The sequence below is a fragment of the Sphingorhabdus sp. genome, assembly GCF_023910635.1.
Classification (GTDB): domain Bacteria; phylum Pseudomonadota; class Alphaproteobacteria; order Sphingomonadales; family Sphingomonadaceae; genus Sphingorhabdus_B.
Window position 1 is genome coordinate 1 of sequence record NZ_JAAVVZ010000043.1, and the last position, 5,813, is coordinate 5,813.

Sequence of the window (5,813 nt, forward strand, 5' to 3'; positions counted from 1 at the left end):
GGGTCTGTCGACGTTGCGCAAAGCTATATACCCCACCCCAACCCCGTGGAGCCTCTCGGACCAGTCCGGGGGACTGGTCCCTCCACGCCTGAAGGGTAGGGGCTTAATTTCTCACCACGCACCGCAGCAAGGCAAAGGCGGGCGACCGAACACCAGATGCATTTTATATCACGCAGAAGCGCCGAGAACGCAAAGAAGGTTTTGGCCCGACCCACGGAAACCGCGCTGAGATTCCCCTCCCGCAGGCGGGAGGGGGGCTCGCCAGCTCTGTCCCCCAGACAGAGCAGAAGGGCGAGCCGGGTGGGCATGGGCCAATGAGTGCGCGAGTGCACCGCACTGCCAAAGCTACACGCTGCGCCAATATAATCTCGCACAAAGACGCAAAGACAAGAAGAAGGTGTTGGCCCGTCTCGTTATCCTCCAAACCTATTTCGTGGGTGACGCAATTGTCGCCGGAATGCGGAATTCCAAAACATCACCGTAATTCCATATTTCTGGGGAGAAAGTTCACTTAGCGCTTGGCCCAGGTAGACGGCTACGTTACCTTGTTTCTATGAAAATCAAACCGCACTTGACAAATTTGTTCACATTGTGTTCTCTATCTCGATGAGCGATTCAGACACAATATTTGACCTTCCATATGTTCATCCCGTCGCGGCGCGTGCGTTGGCGCATTTCGATAATCTTTTTCCGGAAGAGCCCATTTCTCCCGCACGTTCGGTCGAGCGAAAGCTAAAGGCTGACTTGGATTTCTTAGATCAAGTTCGTCAGTTTTCCGAGTTTGGATCAAAGACCGTTGAAATGGAGGCAGAAGGACTGCCTTATATGGTCAACGAATTTTGGACCGCTGGTCAACGGCAGGCTCATTCAATTCATGAAGTAAGCTACCGAGCCTGCTTCAAGCCGCAACTTCCCGAATTCTTCATTTCGAGACTGACGAACGTCGGCGAAGGTGTGCATGACCCATTTATGGGTCGGGGAACTACGCCCGTTCAAGCGGCGTTGATGGGGCGGCGACCCTTAGCGAACGATATCAACCCATTGTCAGTTTTGCTCACCCGCCCGAGACTTAATCCACCGTCTCTAAATGCGATTGCAGCAAAGTTGGCGATCGTTCCATGGGAGCGAAACGTTTCGGTCCGCGAAGACTTGCTAGCCTTTTATCACCCCGTCACTCTTCGACAGCTCACGGTTCTTAAAGAATGGCTGGAAGAAAATGCGCCGTTGGAAGATTCCAATCCCGACCAAGTAGTCGACTGGATCAGAATGGTAGCGATCAATCGTCTGACAGGCCATTCTCCGGGATTTTTTTCAGTTTACACGTTGCCACCTAATCAGGCAGTCAGTGTTGTTTCGCAATTGAAAATTAATGCCAAACGCAATCAGTCACCGCCACCACGCGATATTATAAAGATCATCTTAAAGAAATCACGAACTTTGCTCTCTAATGGAACGATGGCACCTCATCCAGAAGGCTGCCTTTCAGCTGCTCCAGCTTCTGATTCTCCGACGATTCCAACAGGAAGCGCCGCTCTCGTGGTTACTTCACCGCCATTTTTGGACGTCGTTCAGTATGCCGACGACAACTGGCTTCGCTGCTGGTTTGCCGGAATCGATGCCAAAAGCATAAAAATTGGTATGCATAAAACGGAAGCGGCATGGTCAGAAATGGTCAGAGGCGTTTTGACGGAACAGGCACGGATCGTTCGTCCTGGAGGGCACATAGCTTTCGAGGTGGGAGAAGTCAGAGGCGGAAAGGTATTGTTAGAACGTCTTGTCTGGAGTGCTGCAGAAGGCTTGCCGTTCCATAAATTGGGCGTAATGATAAACCAACAAGAGTTCACTAAGACTGCCAATTGTTGGGGTGTTTCCAACAACAGAGGCGGCACTAACACCAATCGAATTGTTATATTGAGAAGAATGTGACCGACAAGGATCGTATTGAAAATTTAGAAGACGTTCTAGCACAATTTCTAAAGCCTATTCGAAACTTGCCTTTCCCAGTTGTGGTAAAGGCCATGTCTGACAAGAGTGTTCTGCCCATAGATCTCCAATGTGAGCAGGATAAGGCATTAATCCAAAAATTGGTTGCAGCAGCCGAAGGTTGCGCCAAGGCTGTTCGAAGCGCACCAATTATTCGGAATCGACCTAACGAGGTTGGTAACGACATCGAGCCATTCGTAATCGAGGCAGCAGTGGCGCAAGGGCTTCGGGCGGAACGCCCTGTCTCGAAGGGCGGGAAACTTCGGTCTACTGGTTATCCAGATATTATGCTTTACGATACTGACGGTCGGCCCACTTATCTTGAATGTAAAATTTACGGTGAAGGCAGCGCAATGACAACTATGCGTTCTTTTTATCTTTCGCCCTCAGATGATTTCAAAGTAGCTCAAGATGCCCGCCATTTGCTTTTAGCATTTGCCATCCGGCGAGTGCCAGTTCCCAATTCTATCATGTCCGAATATCGTCCTACAGGATTTAAACTAGTGGATTTGCATGGGTTGTTATGTGACGTAAAATATGAATTTAATTCCGACAATCGACGACTATATGCGGACGGGATGATTCTCGCCGAAGGAGAGGTTTGAAGAACGTTATGGGAAATGTTACCTTCCAACTTACGGCTAATGAACGAGCGGAAATAGACAAAGCAGCAAACGGTCAGGGCGGTTATCAAACATTAATCCTCGAGCTTCAGCGCAGCATTACCGCGGCAAATTCTCTGACTATTGACGACGAGCAACTTGGTAGGGTGGTTCGTATGTGTGCATATGGGTCTGGGGGGTTCCAAGGGCGACTCAGAACCGCTTTCCGAAACCATATTCGTGCACTGGTTTCTTGGTAGCGTATACTGGCTATAAAAGCTAAATTGAAACTGCACTAATTCCAGACAACCCCGTGTCAGAAATTACGGCAACGGCTACAAAAACCCCTAAACTCCCCCGCGCCTCTTCGGCTGGCCTCTGCGCCTCTGCGCCTCCGCGCCTCTGCGTGCACCAAAATCACCGGACATGCTCTTTGGGTTTGACTGCGGGCTCTCCAAGGGCAATTCGATGGTTTTGTGCAGTCGGTTGACCTGACCCCAAACCCTTAGTGCCAAACTGCCACAGTCGGGCCAAAATTTCACTTTTATTGCAAAGCCTTGTTGATTCTGTGACAGGGCACCGTAAATCCATAATTGAGTATCCGGAGCGCGACTATGATTCCGCCTCCTGAGTTCGTCACCACAGGGAGAAGTTTATGCGTTCCATCCGCTCAATCATGGCATCCAGCGCCGCTATCGCGGTTGCCACTACCGGCCTTTTCATTGCACCTGCCGCTTTTGCGCAGGACGAAACCCCGCAAAACAGCGCAGCTTTGGACGAAATCGTCGTCACCGCACAACGGCGCGAAGAAAATCTGCAGGATGTGCCATTGTCCGTCACCGCCGTCAGCGGCGATCAGTTGAATGCGCTGACCGCAGGTGGCGTCGATATTCGCGGCATGTCGGGGCGCGTGCCAAGCCTGTTGGTCGAATCCTCCTTTGGTCGCACCTTTCCGCGTTTCTATATTCGCGGCCTTGGCAACACCGACTTTGACTTTAACGCATCACAACCGGTCAGCTTGATTTATGATGATGTCGTTTTGGAAAACCCAATCCTTAAGGGCTTCCCGATTTTCGATATGGAGCGCGTTGAAGTATTGCGCGGGCCGCAAGGCACCTTGTTTGGCCGCAACACCACCGCTGGTATCGTCAAGTTCGACAGCGTTAAACCAAGCGATGTCGCTGGTGGCTATGGCAAAATCTCTTATGGCCGCTTTAACGCCATCAACGTCGAAGGCGGCTTTGGCGGTCCCTTGGGCGAAAAGGTCAGCGTCCGGGTGTCGGGCATGTATCAAACCCAAGACGATTATATCGACAATGTCCTGCCCGCCAAGACCACGAAGGACGCGTTTGAAGGGTATAAAGAATATGCCGCGCGCGTGCAGTTCCTGATCAAACCAAGCGATGATTTCGACATTTTGCTCACCGGCCAGTTCCGTTCGTTGGACGGCACGGCGCGCGTGTTCCGCGCCAATGTGTTCACGCGCGGGCAAGAGGGCCTGAACGCAAACTTCAACCGCTATCGCGTGTCAACCGACGGCAAGAACGAACAGCGCGTCGACACACAGAATATGACCGCGCGCATGACCTATGATGCTGGCCCTGTCTCTTTGATTTCGGTCACCAGCTATTGGAAGGGTGATGCAACCTCGGTTGGTGATGTCGACGGTGGCTTTGGCGCGAACTTCTTGCCGCCAAACCTTACTGGCCCGGGTCAGATTCCATTCACCGCCGAAACCCGCGACAGCGTGCCAAATCTGACGCAGTTCACGCAGGAATTCCGCATCGCCAGCAACACTGACGGCCCGTTAAGCTATCAGGCGGGCGTCTTCTATTTTGACGAAGACCTGAAGATCGTTTCGGAAAATTACTCGACGCTGGGTGATCCAAGCAACGCCGCCGATGGCGTCAACATCCTTGTCTCGCAGGTTCAAAACAGCAAGGCTTATGGCCTGTTCGGTTCGATGACCTATCAGTTGACTGATCAGTTCAGCGTCACCGGCGGATTGCGGTATAATGATGACAAGCGTGACTTTGTCGCCGTACGCAGCAAGGATAGCCAGTTTCCCGGCTTCCTGCGAAACCCGCTTGGCACGGTGCGCCGTGATGTCAGCGACAATAACCTGACCTGGGATCTCAGCGGCACGTATGCGGCCACCGATGACGTGAACTTCTATGCCCGCGTTGCCCGTGGCTATCGCGCGCCGTCGATTCAGGGCCGCATCCTGTTCCCACCCGCAACCGCAACGCCGTTGGAAAGCGGCGTGACCGTGGGCAAATCGGAAACGATCACATCCTATGAAAGCGGCATCAAATCGACCTTGCTCGACGGACGTGCACGTTTGAACATCAACGGCTTTTATTATGAGCTGAACGATGCGCAACTGACCGCAGTCGGCGGCGGCGTCAACGCCAACCGCCTGATCAACGCCGATATGGTCCGTGGCTATGGTTTTGAAGCCGACATTGAATTCAAGCCCCTGCCCGAACTGTTGTTGACCGCTGGCCTAAGCTATAACAACACCAGCATTCAAGATACCGGCCTGACCACCGCAGCATGCGGCGCAACCCGCGTGGACACATTCCCCAACGTGTCCTTGTGCACCCCGCTTGATCCCATCGTCGTTGCCGCAGCGCCCTTCTCCGCCGCCATCGTCAACATCGACGGCAACAGCCTGCCGCAGAGCCCCAAATGGATCGCCAATTGGACCGCACGTTATGGCGTGCCTGTTGGAAATGGCGAAGTCTATGCCTTCACCGATTGGGCGTACCGGTCAAAAATCAACTTCTTCTTGTATGAATCAGTTGAATTCCAGGACAAACGCATGCTCGAAGGCGGCGTGCGCATTGGCTACAAAACCGACGCATTCGATATTTCGGCCTTTGTCCGTAACATCACCAAGGATACGTCCGCCGTCGGCGGCATCGACTTCAACAACCTGACCGGCTTCGTCAACGAACCGCGCGTCTGGGGCGTTGAGGCCGGGTTCAAATTCTAAAGGCTAAACGCTAAAGGCCCGCAGTCCAAAAATCCGTGTCATCCCCGCGAAAGCGGGGGTGACAATCTTTTGACCACGCATATTGTCGAAAGCAGACTTGCCCCTTGCGCATATCGGCGTTAAGGGCACCCTTCTCCGCTGAAAAGCGGAGTGCAGGAGTTTAGCTCAGTTGGTAGAGCATCGGTCTCCAAAACCGAGGGTCGTGGGTTCGAGTCCCCCAACTCCTGCCA

The 5,813-nt window shown here is 52.8% G+C and carries 3 protein-coding genes and 1 tRNA gene; all 4 read left to right on the forward strand.

The annotated features are described in order from the left end of the window. Nucleotides 1–606: 606 nt before the first annotated feature. The 4 genes from HEQ34_RS13685 (at nt 607) to HEQ34_RS13700 (ending at nt 5,813) form a co-directional block, all read left to right on the forward strand. Complete coding sequence (locus tag HEQ34_RS13685; protein WP_296201411.1) at nt 607–1,926, forward strand: DNA methyltransferase; 1,320 nt, start codon at nt 607–609, stop codon at nt 1,924–1,926. Beyond that, complete coding sequence (locus HEQ34_RS13690) at nt 1,923–2,588, forward strand: hypothetical protein (RefSeq protein WP_296201412.1); 666 nt, start codon at nt 1,923–1,925, stop codon at nt 2,586–2,588. The genes HEQ34_RS13685 and HEQ34_RS13690 overlap by 4 nt, the downstream gene beginning before the upstream one ends. Nucleotides 2,589–3,240: 652 nt before the next feature. Next, nucleotides 3,241–5,583, forward strand: coding sequence for a TonB-dependent receptor (locus tag HEQ34_RS13695; RefSeq protein WP_296201414.1), 2,343 nt, complete (start codon nt 3,241–3,243; stop codon nt 5,581–5,583). A 154-nt stretch (nt 5,584–5,737) separates the two neighbouring features. Next, nucleotides 5,738–5,813 (forward strand) — tRNA-Trp (locus HEQ34_RS13700).

Coding starts and splice junctions, on each gene's coding strand:
- HEQ34_RS13685 (WP_296201411.1), top strand. CDS start 607: ATGAGCGATTCAGACACAATATTTGACCTTCCATATGTTCATCCCGTC.
- HEQ34_RS13695 (WP_296201414.1), top strand. CDS start 3,241: ATGCGTTCCATCCGCTCAATCATGGCATCCAGCGCCGCTATCGCGGTT.